Annotated in this window: 14 protein-coding genes; 11 read left to right on the top strand and 3 right to left on the bottom strand. The window is 53.7% G+C overall.

Going from position 1 to position 14,663, the window contains the following annotated elements; all coding sequences use genetic code 11:
- Nucleotide 1: 1 nt before the first annotated feature.
- Both dinF and ABIE10_RS22315 read left to right on the top strand, forming a co-directional pair.
- Nucleotides 2-1,321 (top strand): MATE family efflux transporter DinF, encoded by a 1,320-nt coding sequence (gene dinF, locus ABIE10_RS22320; protein WP_279265363.1) that lies wholly within the window; start codon nt 2-4, stop codon nt 1,319-1,321.
- A gap of 135 nt (nt 1,322-1,456) precedes the next feature.
- The gene (locus ABIE10_RS22315) at nt 1,457-1,666 is read left to right on the top strand and encodes a CsbD family protein (protein ID WP_019077869.1); all 210 of its coding nucleotides are present in this window, start codon (nt 1,457-1,459) and stop codon (nt 1,664-1,666) included.
- Nucleotides 1,667-1,714: 48 nt separating this feature from the next.
- Here ABIE10_RS22315 and zur read toward each other — a convergent pair whose 3' ends face one another.
- Entirely contained in the window at nt 1,715-2,233 is a 519-nt protein-coding gene (gene zur / locus ABIE10_RS22310) for a zinc uptake transcriptional repressor Zur (protein WP_046275041.1), read from the bottom strand.
- Nucleotides 2,234-2,348: 115 nt separating this feature from the next.
- Here zur and ABIE10_RS22305 point away from each other — a divergent pair, with 115 nt between their 5' ends.
- The 3 genes from ABIE10_RS22305 (at nt 2,349) to pspG (ending at nt 4,319) form a co-directional block, all read left to right on the top strand.
- The gene (locus ABIE10_RS22305; RefSeq protein ID WP_016155350.1) at nt 2,349-2,837 is read left to right on the top strand and encodes a cupin domain-containing protein; all 489 of its coding nucleotides are present in this window, start codon (nt 2,349-2,351) and stop codon (nt 2,835-2,837) included.
- A 107-nt stretch (nt 2,838-2,944) separates the two neighbouring features.
- Nucleotides 2,945-3,943: a tRNA dihydrouridine(20/20a) synthase DusA gene (gene dusA / locus ABIE10_RS22300; protein WP_047499544.1), complete on the top strand. Its 999-nt coding sequence runs from the start codon at nt 2,945-2,947 to the stop codon at nt 3,941-3,943.
- A 133-nt stretch (nt 3,944-4,076) separates the two neighbouring features.
- A complete protein-coding gene (gene pspG / locus ABIE10_RS22295) occupies nt 4,077-4,319 on the top strand; it encodes an envelope stress response protein PspG (protein WP_016155352.1) in 243 nt (80 codons plus the stop codon).
- A gap of 232 nt (nt 4,320-4,551) precedes the next feature.
- Here the strand turns inward: pspG and ABIE10_RS22290 are convergent, their stop codons facing one another.
- Entirely contained in the window at nt 4,552-5,535 is a 984-nt protein-coding gene (locus tag ABIE10_RS22290; RefSeq protein ID WP_016155445.1) for a quinone oxidoreductase, read from the bottom strand.
- 64 nt (nt 5,536-5,599) lie between these two features.
- Between ABIE10_RS22290 and dnaB the strand changes: the two genes are divergently transcribed.
- From dnaB to ABIE10_RS22265, 5 genes are all read left to right on the top strand, one after another.
- Complete coding sequence (dnaB, locus tag ABIE10_RS22285; RefSeq protein ID WP_003826610.1) at nt 5,600-7,015, top strand: replicative DNA helicase; 1,416 nt, start codon at nt 5,600-5,602, stop codon at nt 7,013-7,015.
- A 47-nt stretch (nt 7,016-7,062) separates the two neighbouring features.
- Complete coding sequence (gene alr, locus ABIE10_RS22280; protein WP_047357731.1) at nt 7,063-8,142, top strand: alanine racemase; 1,080 nt, start codon at nt 7,063-7,065, stop codon at nt 8,140-8,142.
- A gap of 129 nt (nt 8,143-8,271) precedes the next feature.
- A complete protein-coding gene (gene tyrB / locus ABIE10_RS22275; protein WP_410399166.1) occupies nt 8,272-9,465 on the top strand; it encodes an aromatic amino acid transaminase in 1,194 nt (397 codons plus the stop codon).
- Nucleotides 9,466-9,714: 249 nt separating this feature from the next.
- A complete protein-coding gene (gene aphA / locus ABIE10_RS22270; RefSeq protein WP_003826615.1) occupies nt 9,715-10,428 on the top strand; it encodes an acid phosphatase AphA in 714 nt (237 codons plus the stop codon).
- Nucleotides 10,429-10,554: 126 nt separating this feature from the next.
- Complete coding sequence (locus ABIE10_RS22265) at nt 10,555-10,911, top strand: MmcQ/YjbR family DNA-binding protein (RefSeq protein WP_016155357.1); 357 nt, start codon at nt 10,555-10,557, stop codon at nt 10,909-10,911.
- A gap of 94 nt (nt 10,912-11,005) precedes the next feature.
- On the opposite strand, the gene uvrA is transcribed toward ABIE10_RS22265, so the two are convergent.
- Nucleotides 11,006-13,828, bottom strand: a complete 2,823-nt coding sequence (gene uvrA, locus ABIE10_RS22260; RefSeq protein WP_016155358.1) for an excinuclease ABC subunit UvrA — start codon at nt 13,826-13,828, stop codon at nt 11,006-11,008.
- 251 nt (nt 13,829-14,079) lie between these two features.
- Between uvrA and ssb1 the strand changes: the two genes are divergently transcribed.
- Entirely contained in the window at nt 14,080-14,604 is a 525-nt protein-coding gene (ssb1, locus tag ABIE10_RS22255; protein ID WP_003826621.1) for a single-stranded DNA-binding protein SSB1, read from the top strand.
- The last annotated feature ends 59 nt before the right edge of the window (nt 14,605-14,663 follow it).

The following is a 14,663-nucleotide window of genomic DNA, read 5'->3' as shown; positions in this document are numbered from 1 at the left end:
TATGCCTTTCTTTACCTCTTCTGATAAAGCACTCTGGCACCTCGCCTTACCGATGATCTTCTCCAATATCACCGTTCCCCTGTTGGGACTGGTGGACACCGCGGTGATTGGTCATCTGGACAGTCCGGTCTATCTTGGCGGCGTTGCTGTTGGCGCCACGGCGACCAGCTTTCTCTTTATGCTGCTGCTTTTTTTGCGCATGAGTACCACCGGCCTTACCGCACAGGCATTTGGCGCGAAAAATCCGCAGGCGCTGGCGCGCGCGTTGGTGCAGCCGCTATTGCTGGCGCTGGGCGCGGGGTTGCTTATCGCACTGTTTCGTACGCCGATTATCGATCTGGCTCTGCACATTGTCGGCGGAAGTGAGGCGGTACTGGAGCAGGCCCGACGTTTCCTGGAAATCCGCTGGTTAAGCGCACCCGCGTCGCTGGCGAATCTGGTGCTGCTCGGTTGGTTACTTGGCGTTCAGTATGCGCGCGCGCCAGTTATCCTGTTGATTGTCGGCAATATTCTCAACATTGTGCTCGATTTATGGCTGGTAATGGGCCTGCATATGAACGTGCAGGGGGCGGCGTTGGCGACGGTGATTGCCGAATATGCCACGCTGCTGATTGGCCTGATGATGGTACGCAAAGTCCTGCATATGCGTGGAATTTCGCTGGCAATGTTGAAGCTGGCGTGGCGTGGTAACTTCCGTCGTTTGCTGGCGCTCAACCGCGACATCATGCTGCGTTCTCTGCTGCTACAGCTCTGCTTTGGGGCCATTACGGTTCTGGGCGCGCGTTTGGGAGGCGACATCATCGCGGTAAACGCCGTTCTGATGACTCTGCTGACGTTTACCGCCTACGCGCTGGATGGATTTGCCTATGCTGTGGAAGCGCATTCGGGTCAGGCCTATGGGGCGAGGGATGGCAGCCAGTTGCTTGATGTCTGGCGGGCGGCCTGTCGACAGTCCGGTATTGTGGCTATTCTGTTTTCGCTGGTTTACGCCCTGTTTGGCGAGCAGATTGTTGCGCTGCTGACCTCGCTGCCGCAAATCCAACTGTTGGCCGATCGCTATCTTTTCTGGCAGGTGGTTTTGCCGCTAGTGGGAGTGTGGTGTTATCTGCTCGACGGTATGTTTATTGGAGCGACACGGGCTGCAGAAATGCGCAACAGTATGGCCGTTGCCGCAGCAGGATTCGCATTAACGCTACTGGCTTTACCGTTGCTGGGAAATCATGGTTTGTGGCTGGCGTTAACCGTTTTTCTCGCGCTGCGTGGGCTTTCCCTGGCCTTTATCTGGCGACGTCACTGGCGTAATAGAACCTGGTTTGCCTGAACGGATGGTTAAAAATTCCGAATAGTAAATAAAACCCAGAATCCCTGACTACACTTATTCTCACGTCCAGCAAAAACAGCATGTGTCTGGACATGGCACTCTCGCTATTCACAACCTAACGATGAGGACTTGATGATGAATAAAGACGAAGTCGGCGGTAACTGGAAGCAGTTTAAAGGTAAAGTGAAAGAGCAATGGGGCAAACTGACCGATGATGATATGACGGTCATTGAAGGTAAACGTGACCAACTGGTCGGTAAAGTCCAGGAGCGTTACGGTTACGCGAAAGATCAGGCGGAGAAAGAAGTGACCGATTGGGAAAAACGTAATGATTACCGCTGGTAATTAACCCTTCCCTCCTGAGAGTACAAGGATGTACGCTCTCCCACCCGCTTAACGCCCGACTTTCTTCTTCACCTGAATCGTATGGTCATGCTGGCATTCGCCAGGGTGACGACATGACTCAACCTCCACACAGGCCGGGCACAGTCCATGGGCTTCAATAACGTTATGTCGCAGGGCAAAGCCCATTTTTGCTGCCAGCGTATGCATGATGTCTTCCACGCCTTCCGCGCACTCTTCTTTTACCACACCACAGCGGTCGCAAATGAACATTGCGGAACTGTGAGTTGGCTGATCGAACAGATGGCAAAGCACATAGCTGTTGGTGGATTCCACCTTGTGCACAAACCCTTGTTCTAGCAGAAAATCGAGCGCACGATACACGGTCGGCGGCTTGGCCTGCGGCTCGGTTTCTCGCAACAGGTCAAGTAGGTCGTAAGCGCTGATTGCGCCTTCCTGCAGGCTCATCAGGCGCAGCACTTCGAGGCGTTGTGGCGTAAGCCGTACGTTGCGTTGCGCACAGAGTTTTTCAGCTTGAGTCAATAACTCCTGCGTGGTGGTTTTGTCCATTTGGCGCCTCGATTTGCGTGCAAGGTTAATCCCTTACTTTAACATGTTCTGTTTAAAACACCGAGATCCACCACGGTGTGCTATACCTGACCCATCGCAATACTGGAAAATAATCATGAAAAGACCCGATTGTATTCGTCACTGGCGTGAAGTTGAGGGGGCTGATGATTCCACCTATCCCGACAGCGATGAGCTGTTTTCCATAGGTGCGCCGCTTGCCCGCAAGCTGGGGTTAGGGCGACTCGGCATTCATCATGAGCGCCTGCCGCCGGGCCGACGCACCTCGTATCCGCACGCTGAAAGCGATGAGGAAGAGTTTATCTATGTGCTGGAAGGATATCCTGAAGCCTGGATTAACGGTTATTTATGGAAGCTGGAACCGGGTGACAGCGTCGGTTTCCCGGCGGGCACCGGCGTGTGTCACACCTTTATCAATAACACCAGTGAAGAGGTACGTCTGCTGGTCGTGGGTGAGGCGAACAAAAAATACAATCGTATTTATTATCCGCTTAATCCGGTTTATGCCGCCACGCGTGAGGATCGTTGGGTCGACCATCCGCCGCAGTTTTTTGGATCTCACGACGGAAAACCGGGGCGTAAATAGCGCTTGTCGGGGAGCAGGGAGGGGGAACCGCGAGGATGTGGCTCACTATCGTAACGGTCTATGCTATAGTAGCGCCCCTTTTTTAACCGGATGCTTGAATATTCGCCATGCTGCCTGAATCTCAGTCTACCGCTTTTCCCGCTCATCGTTTTTCTATCGCGCCGATGCTTGACTGGACGGACAGACATTGCCGCTACTTTTTGCGCTTACTGTCCAGCCAGACGCTGCTCTACACGGAGATGGTAACCACCGGCGCGATCATTCATGGTAAAGGCGATTATCTGGCGTATAGCGAAGAAGAACATCCGGTCGCTTTGCAACTGGGCGGGAGCGATCCGGCTGCGCTGGCGCAGTGCGCAAAGCTTGCTGAACAACGGGGCTATGACGAAATTAACCTCAACGTGGGTTGCCCTTCCGATCGTGTACAGAATGGAATGTTTGGTGCCTGTCTGATGGGAAATGCGCAACTGGTCGCTGATTGCGTCAAAGCGATGCGCGATGTGGTATCGATTCCGGTAACGGTGAAAACCCGTATTGGTATTGATGACCAGGACAGCTACGAATTCCTGTGCGATTTCATCAACACGGTCACCGGTAACGGTGAATGTGAGATGTTTATCATCCACGCCCGCAAGGCCTGGCTGTCCGGGCTAAGCCCGAAAGAAAACCGCGAAATCCCACCGCTGGATTATGACCGTGTTTATCAGCTAAAGCGCGATTTTCCGCATCTGACGATGTCGATCAACGGTGGCATAAAATCGTTGGAAGAAGCGAAAATCCATCTGCAACATATGGATGGCGTGATGGTGGGGCGCGAAGCTTATCAAAACCCAGGCATTCTGGCGTCCGTTGACCGCGAGATTTTTGCTGTCACCAGCGAAGATGCCGATCCGGTCGCCGTAGTGCGTGCGATGTATCCGTATATTGAGCGTGAACTGAGTAAAGGAACCTATTTGGGGCATGTCACGCGCCATATGTTGGGACTGTTTCAGGGGATTCCAGGGGCACGGCAGTGGCGTCGCTATCTGAGCGAAAATGCGCATAAAGCCGGGGCAGATATTGAGGTTCTGGAACATGCGCTGAAGCTGGTGGCAGACAAACGTTAAGTTTTCGCCAAAAGTTAGTGAATTTCACCACGCCCTGCGCTTCGTCGCGGGGCGTTTGCTTTATAAATCAATATATTAATTTTGGCATGTTTCTTGTAAAGCTGTGGAGAGTATTTCATTTCGGGAGAGAGCCATGCTGGAACTACTTTTTGTGATTGGATTTTTTATCATGCTGATGGTCACCGGCGTATCTTTGCTGGGAGTGCTGGCCGCATTGGTGGTAGCCACTGTTGTGATGTTTTTGGGCGGACTATTTGCGTTGATGATTAAACTGTTGCCCTGGCTGTTATTAGCCGTTGCCGTGGTGTGGGTTATCAAGGCGATAAAAGCGCCAAAAGTCCCACAGTATCAGCGCAATAACCGCCGATTTTACTAAGGTATTGAGCGGTGTGTCACAACCTGCAACATTGCCTTTAGAAGCAAATAGGAATTGATTATCAAATCTGTCACTATTGCCAGGTTAACGAATTCATCGAGCTGTACCCTACATACAGCCGAACTAAAAAAAGAAAGGGCTTCCTATGGGAAGCCCTAATTCTTTCTTCCCTCTTCATAATTCAAACTGCAGGTTTGTTGGCGGCTTGAATTATTTAGCGGAAATGAGGGCGTTACGGGATCAGCAAACTCGACCCCTGTGTGGCCCGGCTTTCCAGCACTTCATGAGCACGCTGCGCGTCGTGCAGTGCGAACGTCTGGCCCGGTGCGACATCCACTTTGATCACTCCGCTGGCAATCAGCGAGAAAAGCTCATTGCTGGCTTCGGTTAATTCATGGTGGTTGGTGATGTAACCCTGGAGTGAAGGGCGAGTCACGTACAGCGAACCTTTCTGATTCAGAATGCCTAAGTTAACGCCAGTCACCGGTCCGGAAGCATTACCAAAGCTGACCATGAGCCCCCGGCGCTGCAGGCAATCCAGTGAGGCTTCCCAGGTATCTTTCCCCACCGAGTCATACACCACCCGCACTTTTTTACCGCCAGTGATCTCTTTTACTCGTTCTACAATGCTCTCTTCACGATAGTTAATGACCTGCCATGCGCCGGCCTGCAGCGCAATTTGCGCTTTTTGCGCATTACCGACGGTGCCAATCAGCTTCGCACCCAATGCTTTTGCCCACTGGCAGGCAATCATACCGACGCCGCCTGCTGCCGCATGGAACAAAAATGGTTCATCGGGCTGAATTTCATAGGTCTTACGCAACAGATAAAAAACGGTGAGCCCTTTAAGAAATGAGGCTGCAGCTTGTTCAAACGAGATAGCGTTGGGCAAAATAGCGGTTTTATCAGCCGGGACGTTATGCACTGAGCTGTAGGCGCCTAGGGGAGACTGCGCGTAAACCACGCGATCGCCGGCTTTAATGTGCGTCACTTTGCTACCGACTTTACTGACCACGCCTGCGGCTTCGGTACCCAGACCGCTGGGCAGAGAAGGCGGCGGATAAAGACCACTGCGGATATAGGTGTCGATATAGTTGATCCCAATCGCTTTGTTCTCGACCTGGATTTCATTTTCCGCCGGGTCTACGGGCGTAAACTCCACTGCCTTGAGTACATCAGGGCCACCATGCTTGTGAAATTCAATACGTGTTGCCATGCTTCCTCCAAAAGAAATGTGGTAATCTTTCGACCCAATCATTATCTCGGTAACTCCATTCACTATGGCAGGAAATAAACCCTTCAACAAACAACAGACTGATGCTCGTGAGCGCGATCCCCAGGTCGCCGGGCTGAAAGTACCGCCGCACTCGATTGAAGCGGAACAGTCGGTGTTGGGCGGTTTAATGCTGGATAACGAACGCTGGGACGATGTGGCCGAGCGTGTGGTGGCGGAAGATTTTTATACCCGACCGCACCGGCACATCTTCACCGAAATGCATCGCCTGCAGGAGATGGGAAAACCCATCGATCTGATCACGCTCGCAGAATCGCTGGAAGTTCAGGGACAACTGGACAGCGTCGGCGGTTTTGCTTACCTGGCTGAGTTATCTAAAAATACGCCAAGTGCAGCGAACATTAGTGCCTATGCGGATATTGTCCGCGAACGTGCCGTTGTTCGTGACATGATTTCGGTGGCGAACGAGATCGCGGAAGCCGGGTTTGATCCGCAAGGCCGTTCCAGTGAAGATCTGCTGGACCTCGCGGAATCCCGCGTCTTTAAAATTGCTGAAAGTCGCGCCAACAAAGACGAAGGTCCGAAAAATATTACCGATGTGCTCGACGCTACCGTCGCGCGTATCGAACAGTTGTTCCAGCAGCCACACGATGGTGTCACCGGGGTCAACACCGGTTATGACGACCTCAATAAAAAGACTGCTGGTTTGCAGCCGTCAGACTTAATTATCGTCGCCGCGCGTCCGTCGATGGGTAAAACGACATTTGCAATGAACCTCGTCGAAAATGCGGCGATGCTGCAAGATAAGCCGGTTCTTATCTTTAGTCTTGAAATGCCCTCAGAACAGATCATGATGCGTTCCCTGGCCTCACTCTCACGTGTAGACCAAACCAAAATCCGTACCGGTCAACTGGATGATGAAGACTGGGCGCGAATTTCCGGAACAATGGGTATTTTGCTGGAGAAACGAAACATCTATATTGATGACTCCTCCGGCCTGACGCCAACGGAAGTGCGCTCACGTGCCCGTCGTATCGCCCGCGAACACGGTGGTATCGGACTTATCATGATCGACTACCTGCAGTTGATGCGCGTGCCGTCGCTCTCCGACAACCGTACGCTGGAAATTGCTGAAATTTCCCGCTCGCTGAAAGCGTTAGCGAAAGAACTGCATGTGCCGGTGGTGGCGCTGTCGCAGCTTAACCGCTCTCTGGAACAACGCGCCGATAAGCGTCCGGTCAACTCGGATCTGCGTGAGTCCGGCTCCATCGAGCAGGATGCCGACTTAATCATGTTTATCTATCGTGATGAGGTTTATCACGAAAACAGCGACTTGAAAGGCATCGCCGAGATCATTATCGGTAAACAGCGTAACGGCCCGATCGGTACGGTACGCCTGACGTTTAACGGTCAGTGGTCGCGCTTCGATAACTATGCTGGCCCGCAGTACGACGACGAATAACAACACTGAATCAGGTTACTCAAGCAAATACTTATCAAGGAATACAAATGCAAGCGGCAACTGTAGTCATTAACCGCCGCGCTCTGCGACACAACCTGCAACGTCTGCGTGAACTGGCTCCAGCCAGTAAACTGGTTGCGGTCGTGAAAGCGAACGCTTACGGCCATGGTCTGTTAGAGACCGCGCGAACGCTCCCCGATGCGGACGCTTTTGGTGTCGCTCGTCTTGAAGAAGCCCTGCGGTTGCGAGCGGGAGGGATCACGCAGCCCATCCTGCTGCTGGAAGGATTTTTTGATGCTTCCGATCTGCCGACTATCTCCGCGCAGCGTCTGCATACTGCCGTCCATAACCAGGAGCAGCTTGAAGCTCTGGAAGCCGCAGTACTGGCTGAACCGGTCACCGTCTGGATGAAGCTCGACACGGGAATGCACCGCCTGGGCGTGCGTCCTGAGCAGGCCCAGGCGTTTTATCAGCGCTTGACGCAATGTGAAAACGTGCGCCAGCCGGTCAATATCGTCAGCCACTTTGCGCGCGCGGACGAGCCTGAGTGCGGTGCGACCGAAAAGCAGCTCGATATCTTCAATAGCTTTTGCGCAGGTAAACCGGGTCAGCGTTCGATCGCCGCGTCGGGTGGTATTCTGCTGTGGCCGCAGTCTCACTTCGACTGGGCGCGTCCGGGGCTGATTCTGTATGGCGTATCGCCGTTGGAAAACCACTCTATCGGTGCCGATTTTGGCTGCCAACCGGTGATGTCGCTCACTTCCAGCCTGATTGCGGTGCGTGAACACAAAGCGGGCGAGCCGGTTGGCTATGGTGGAACCTGGCTGAGCGAGCGCGACACGCGTCTGGGCGTGGTGGCGATGGGCTATGGCGATGGTTATCCGCGCGCTGCACCGTCTGGGACACCGGTACTGGTCAATGGCCGTGAAGTGCCGATCGTCGGTCGCGTCGCGATGGATATGATTTGCGTCGATTTAGGTCCCGAGGCGCAGGATAAAGCCGGCGATTCGGTTATCCTGTGGGGTGAAGGCCTGCCCGTTGAACGCATTGCTGAAATGACGAAAGTAAGTGCTTACGAACTTATCACGCGCCTGACCTCAAGGGTGGCAATGAAGTATATCGATTAAGTTCATGATGTGCCGGATAAGGCGGTTACGCCGCCATCCGGCAATATTCCTCTCAACATCCTCTCGATCTTCTCCCGCTTCCGGTTTATTGTGTTCTTAACCCCTGCCTGTAAACCTGGAGAACCACACGTGTTTCAAAAAGTTGACGCCTACGCTGGCGACCCGATTTTATCGCTCATGGAGCGTTTCAAAGACGATTCACGTAGCGACAAAGTGAACCTCAGCATCGGTCTGTACTACAACGAAGACGGCATTATTCCTCAGCTTAAAGCGGTGGCAGAAGCGGAAGCCCGACTGAATGCCAAACCGCATGGCGCTTCGCTGTATCTGCCGATGGAAGGCCTGAACACTTATCGCCATACTATTGCGCCGCTGCTGTTTGGCGCAGAGCATCCGGTTCTCCAGCAGCAGCGCGTCGCAACGATTCAGACGCTGGGCGGCTCCGGTGCGCTAAAGGTTGGCGCAGACTTCCTGAAACGCTATTTCCCTGATTCTGGCGTGTGGGTCAGCGATCCGACCTGGGAAAACCACATCGCGATTTTTGAAGGTGCTGGGTTCGAAGTAAGTACTTACCCCTGGTATGACGACACCACCAATGGCGTGCGTTTCAACGACCTGTTGGCCACGCTGAACACCTTACCGGCGCGCAGCATTGTACTGCTGCATCCGTGCTGCCATAACCCGACGGGTGCGGATTTAACCCCCGCGCAGTGGGATGGTGTCATTGAGATCCTGAAAGCTCGCGATCTGATCCCGTTCCTGGATATTGCTTACCAGGGTTTCGGCGGCGGAATGGAAGCCGATGCCTATGCGATCCGCGCCATTGCCAGCGCCGGATTGCCTGCACTGGTCAGCAACTCATTCTCGAAGATTTTCTCTTTGTACGGCGAACGTGTCGGCGGACTTTCAGTGGTCTGTGAAGACGCTGATGCCGCCAGCCGCGTTCTGGGGCAGCTAAAAGCGACGGTGCGTCGTAACTATTCCAGCCCGCCAAACTTTGGTGCGCAGGTCGTGGCCGCGGTGTTGGGTGATGACGCGCTGAAAGCCAACTGGCTGGCGGAAGTCGAAGAGATGCGTACCCGTATTCTGGCGATGCGCCAGGCGCTGGTTAACGTATTGAATGCGGAGATCCCTGGTCGTAACTTTGATTACCTGCTGCAACAGCGCGGGATGTTCAGCTATACCGGGCTCAGCGCTGCTCAGGTCGATCGCCTGCGCGATGAGTTCGGTGTGTACCTGATAGCCAGCGGTCGTATGTGCGTGGCCGGGTTGAATCACGGTAACGTGCAGCGGGTGGCGAAGGCATTTGCCGCTGTCATGTAACCGGGTTTTTAGGCCTGATAAGCGTCGCGCCATCAGGCATTGTATTGCCTGATAGCGGTGTAATCACCTTATCCGGCCTACTTTCTTTCACCGTGCTATTGGTCTGTTTTCCAATGTGATCATGCTCTTTTTCCAGGACAAAACCAGAGAAAATCCTTCCTTTCCCTCCCCCTAAGGGGTAAGGTCAGATAGTTTTTTGACCAGTTGTTAATAAAAAAATGATAACTAACTGACTACTTAGGGAAAAATATGCGCAAATTTACGTTGGCACTGAGTGCCGTTTGTTTATTGTTCACGCTAAATCAGCCGGCCCAGGCGTTAGTTTCTTCTCCCTCTCAGCTTAATCCAGGCACCAACGTTGCAAAACTCGCTGAGCAGGCACCCATTCACTGGGTCTCCGTGGCACAAATTGAAAACAGCCTGACCGGACGCCCGCCGATGGCCGTCGGGTTTGATATCGATGACACCGTCCTCTTTTCCAGCCCAGGCTTCTGGCGCGGTAAAAAAACGTATTCTCCGGACAGTGAGGATTACCTGAAAAATCCGGCCTTCTGGGAAAAAATGAACAATGGCTGGGACGAATTCAGCATTCCGAAAGAAGTGGCGCGTCAGTTGATTGATATGCACGTGCGTCGCGGCGACAGCATCTTTTTCGTAACCGGGCGTAGCCAGACGAAGACCGAAACGGTGTCGAAAACGCTGTCCGATAACTTTCACATCCCGGCCGGCAATATGAACCCGGTCATTTTTGCCGGTGATAAGCCGGGCCAGAATACGAAAACGCAGTGGCTGCAGGATAAAAATATCCGTATGTTCTACGGCGACTCTGATAATGACATTACCGCCGCCCGAGACGTGGGTATTCGTGGCATTCGTATTTTACGCGCTTCTAACTCCACTTATAAACCGTTGCCACAGGCCGGCGCGTTTGGTGAAGAGGTGATCGTCAACTCGGAATATTGAGGACATTGCTTGCGGTTGTTGTTTTTTTAAACAAATTTGCGTTACCTGCTTTTACCTTTTGCGGACTTGCTGCACACTGAATAAAAGATGTTCTCATTAGGCAATATGCTGGTAAGGGGAATTAAGATGACGAATTCGGAGTTGCTGCAATACTGCATGGCAAAAATGGGCGCCGAGCAGAGCGTACACAGTGACTGGAAGGCCACACAAATCAAAGTCGAAGATGTGCTTTTTGCCATGGTAAAAGAGGTGGAAGAACGCCCGGCGGTGTCACTGAAAACCAGCCCGGAACTGGCAGAGTTGTTACGTCAGCAGCATAGCGATGTACGGCCAAGCCGGCATCTCAATAAGGCGCACTGGAGTACGGTGTATCTGGACGGCTCGTTGCCGGATTCACAAATCTACTACCTGGTAGACGCCTCTTATCAGCAGGCCGTAAACACGCTGCCGGAAGATAAACGCCGGATACTGGCGCAGTCCTGATCTGTTTTCCGCAATGAGGCGCCAGCGCCTTATCAGGCCTACAAGCAATTATGCATATTTTGTAGGCCTGATAAGCGTAGCGCCATCGGCATGATTACAACAGTGGTTTGAGGAAACGGGCCGTGTGTGAGGCTTCACACTCAGCGACTGTTTCTGGTGTGCCTGAAACCAGAATTTCCCCGCCGCCGCTGCCGCCTTCCGGACCGAGATCGACAATCCAGTCAGCGGTTTTTATCACGTCCAGATTGTGCTCAATCACTACGATGGTGTTGCCCTGATCCCGGAGTTGATGCAGCACGTCCAGCAGTTGCTGAATATCCGCAAAATGCAGACCGGTGGTCGGTTCGTCGAGAATATACAGCGTTTGACCGGTACCGCGTTTGGACAGTTCACGCGCCAGCTTCACGCGCTGCGCTTCACCGCCCGAGAGCGTGGTGGCGGACTGACCCAGTCGGATGTACGTCAGACCCACGTCCATCAGCGTTTGCAGCTTACGCGCCAGCGCCGGAACGGCATCGAAGAACTCACGCGCCTCTTCAATCGTCATATCCAGCACTTCGTGGATAGTCTTGCCCTTGTACTTAATCTCCAGAGTTTCGCGGTTATAGCGCTTGCCCTTACACTGATCGCACGGCACGTAGATATCCGGCAGGAAGTGCATTTCGACTTTGATCACGCCGTCGCCCTGACAGGCTTCACAGCGTCCGCCGCGGACGTTAAAGCTGAAACGACCCGGAGTATAACCGCGCGCACGCGACTCCGGTACGCCGGCAAACAGTTCGCGCACTGGCGTAAACACGCCGGTGTAGGTTGCCGGGTTAGAGCGCGGCGTACGGCCAATCGGGCTTTGGTCAATGTCGATCACTTTGTCGAAATGTTCCAGACCCTGAACATCACGATATGGCGCGGGTTCAGCCAGCGTGGCGCCGTTCAGTGCCGTCTGCGCAATCGGGAACAGCGTGTCGTTAATTAGCGTCGATTTACCCGAACCGGAAACACCGGTAATGCAGGTAAATAAACCAACCGGCAGCGTCAGGGTGACATCTTTCAGGTTGTTACCGCGCGCGCCGGTCAGCTTCAACACTTTTTCCGGGTCTGCCGCCACGCGCTGTTTCGGCACTTCAATCTTGCGCTTACCGCTCATGTACTGGCCGGTCAGCGACTCAGGCACGGCCATGATATCTTTTAGCGTACCTTCGGCAACCACCTGGCCGCCGTGAACGCCCGCGCCGGGGCCGATGTCGATGACGTGGTCAGCGGCGCGAATCGCGTCTTCATCATGCTCAACCACAATGACGGTATTGCCCAGATTACGCAGGTGGATAAGCGTACCCAACAGACGCTCGTTATCGCGCTGATGCAGACCGATAGACGGTTCATCCAACACGTACATTACGCCGACCAGACCTGCGCCGATCTGGCTTGCCAGACGAATACGCTGGGCTTCGCCGCCGGAGAGCGTTTCTGCTGAACGCGACAGCGTCAGATAGTTGAGGCCGACGTTGACCAGGAACTTCAGACGATCGCCAATCTCTTTGAGAATTTTCTCTGCAATCTTCGCTCGCTGACCCGCAAGCTTCAGGTTGTTGAAGAAATCCATGGCGTGACCGATGCTCATGTCGGAAATCGCGGGCAGCGGCGTATTTTCGACAAATACGTGGCGGGCTTCCCGGCGTAAACGCGTCCCCTCACAGCTGGCGCACGGTCGGTTGCTAATGAACTTGGCTAATTCTTCACGTACCGCGCTGGATTCCGTCTCTTTATAACGGCGCTCCATATTGTGCAATACGCCTTCGAACGGATGGCGGCGTACGGACGTATCGCCGCGATCGTTCATGTATTTAAATTCGATATTCTCTTTGCCGGAACCGTACAGCACCACTTTATGCACGGCAGGGTTCAGGCTGGCCCATGGGGCTTCGACGTCGAATTTATAGTGTTCCGCCAGTGACTTAAGCATCTGGAAGTAATAGAAGTTACGGCGATCCCAGCCGCGGATAGCACCACCGGCCAGCGACAGTTCCGGATTTTGGATCACACGGTCAGGATCGAAATACTGCTGCACGCCGAGACCGTCACAGGTCGGGCATGCGCCCGCTGGGTTATTGAACGAGAACAGACGTGGTTCCAGCTCGCGCATGCTGTAGCCGCAGATCGGGCAGGCGAAGTTGGCGGAGAACAGCAACTCTTCCGCTTTCGGATCGTCCATATCAGCGACCACCGCCGTACCACCGGACAGTTCCAGCGCGGTTTCAAAGGATTCAGCCAGTCGCTGGGTGAGATCGTCGCGTACTTTAAAGCGGTCAATCACCACTTCAATAGTGTGTTTCTTTTGCAGTTCAAGCTTGGGCGGATCGGAAAGGTCGCACACTTCACCGTCGATACGGGCGCGGATATAGCCCTGGCCTGCCAGGTTTTCCAGCGTTTTAGTATGCTCGCCTTTACGCTCTTTAATCACCGGCGCCAGCAGCATCAGACGTTTGCCTTCCGGCTGCGACAGAACGTTGTCCACCATCTGGCTAACGGTCTGGGCCGCCAGGGGAACGTCGTGATCCGGGCAGCGCGGTTCGCCAACGCGGGCAAACAACAGGCGCAGATAGTCGTGAATTTCGGTAATCGTACCTACCGTGGATCGCGGGTTGTGGGATGTCGATTTTTGTTCAATTGAGATGGCGGGAGACAGCCCCTCAATGTGGTCGACATCCGGCTTTTCCATCAGCGACAGAAACTGACGCGCGTACGCGGAAAGGGATTCAACGTAACGACGCTGCCCTTCGGCATACAAGGTGTCGAAAGCGAGCGAAGATTTGCCTGAGCCCGAAAGCCCGGTGACGACAATCAGCTTGTCGCGCGGGATGACGAGGTTGATGTTTTTGAGATTATGGGTGCGGGCGCCCCGAACTTCGATCTTATCCATTCATCTTTCCCGGATTAAACGCTTTTTTGCCTGGCTGCATGGTGCTACCGGCGATCACAAACGGTTAATTATGACACAACCTGACCTGAATGGATATACAGTATTGGAATGCAAAACGCAGATGCCTGTGCAACAATGTCTGTCTGGGGTTGTTTACTGGAATCGATCTCGCAACGTAGTAAAAGCGCTATTGGAAATGCTACAATCCCGCGCTTACACTTATTCAGTAACGTTTTTCAGGAGACACGATCATGGCCAGCAGAGGCGTAAACAAGGTGATTCTCGTCGGTAATCTGGGCCAGGACCCGGAAGTACGCTATATGCCGAATGGTGGCGCAGTTGCCAACATTACGCTGGCTACTTCCGAATCCTGGCGTGATAAAGCGACCGGCGAAATGAAAGAGCAGACTGAATGGCACCGTGTGGTGCTGTTCGGCAAACTGGCGGAAGTTGCCAGCGAATATCTGCGTAAAGGTTCCCAGGTCTATATCGAAGGTCAGCTGCGTACCCGCAAATGGACCGATCAATCCGGCGTAGAAAAGTACACCACTGAAGTTGTGGTTAACGTTGGCGGCACCATGCAAATGCTGGGCGGTCGTCAGGGTGGTGGTGCTCCGGCAGGTGGCGGCCAGCAGCAGGGTGGTTGGGGTCAGCCTCAGCAGCCGCAAGGTGGCAATCAGTTCAGCGGCGGCGCGCAGTCTCGCCCGCAGCAGTCGGCTCCGGCAGCGCCGTCTAATGAGCCGCCGATGGATTTCGACGACGATATTCCGTTCTAATCCTTCTGCTTTTCGCTGAAAATTATGGCTACCTCAGGACTGGGGTAGCCATATGCAAT

The sequence above is a fragment of the Citrobacter sp. 506 genome (genome assembly GCF_050434985.1).
Classification (GTDB): Bacteria; Pseudomonadota; Gammaproteobacteria; order Enterobacterales; family Enterobacteriaceae; genus Citrobacter; species Citrobacter braakii.
The sequence above is the reverse complement of the archived record's forward strand: the minus strand, read 5'-3'. Positions and strand labels throughout refer to the sequence as shown.